Annotated in this window: 1 protein-coding gene; it reads left to right on the forward strand. The window is 60.6% G+C overall.

Going from position 1 to position 606, the window contains the following annotated elements; translation table 11 throughout:
- Window positions 1–458, forward strand: a 458-nt coding sequence (locus tag SB717_RS33400; protein ID WP_410907084.1) for a ParB-like protein, incomplete at its 5' end; no start/stop codon positions are given.
- Between the last annotated feature and the right edge of the window lie 148 nt (window positions 459–606).

The raw sequence follows: 606 nt of genomic DNA on the forward strand, positions 1-606 counted from the left end.
CGGTCGTGCTTGGCCCGGGTGGCGCTCCGTTCGTCATCGACCATCACCACGTTGCCACTGCGCTCTGGCGTGCGGACGTGAAGCGCGTACCAGTTGTGCTCGTCAGCGATCTCTCGTCACTTTCGACGGCCGGGTTCTGGCTCACGATGGAAAACAACCGCTGGACATATCCGTATGATGCCCTTGGTCAGCGTGTGACATTCACCGACATGCGGGAACACGTCTGGGAACTGGACGACGACGAATTCCGGAGTTTGTCGGCGTCAGTACGCCATGCGGGCGGATATGTGAACACGTCCGGGCCCCTCGAAGAATTCCGATGGTCCCATTTCTTGCGTCGCAATCTGCCACTGCCTGAAAGCGATGCAGAGTTCGACGCGCTCGTCAGTCAGGCGGTGAAGCTCGCAAAGAGCAAACTTGCGCTCGGACTCCCTGGCTACCTGGGACTACCCGACTGACGGAACCGGCGAGCCTGGCGCTCACCGTCGAACACTCTTCGCAGGATTTGGTATAGGCCTGTCGCATGGAGCAATGCAACAGCATTGCGGTCGGACAGCCGACGCTGCCGGGCGGCTTTCGTCACGCCTCGCCATGCCGAACTTCATC

The sequence above is a fragment of the Priestia sp. SIMBA_032 genome (assembly GCF_046535215.1).
Lineage (GTDB): Bacteria > Bacillota > Bacilli > Bacillales > Bacillaceae_H > Priestia > Priestia aryabhattai.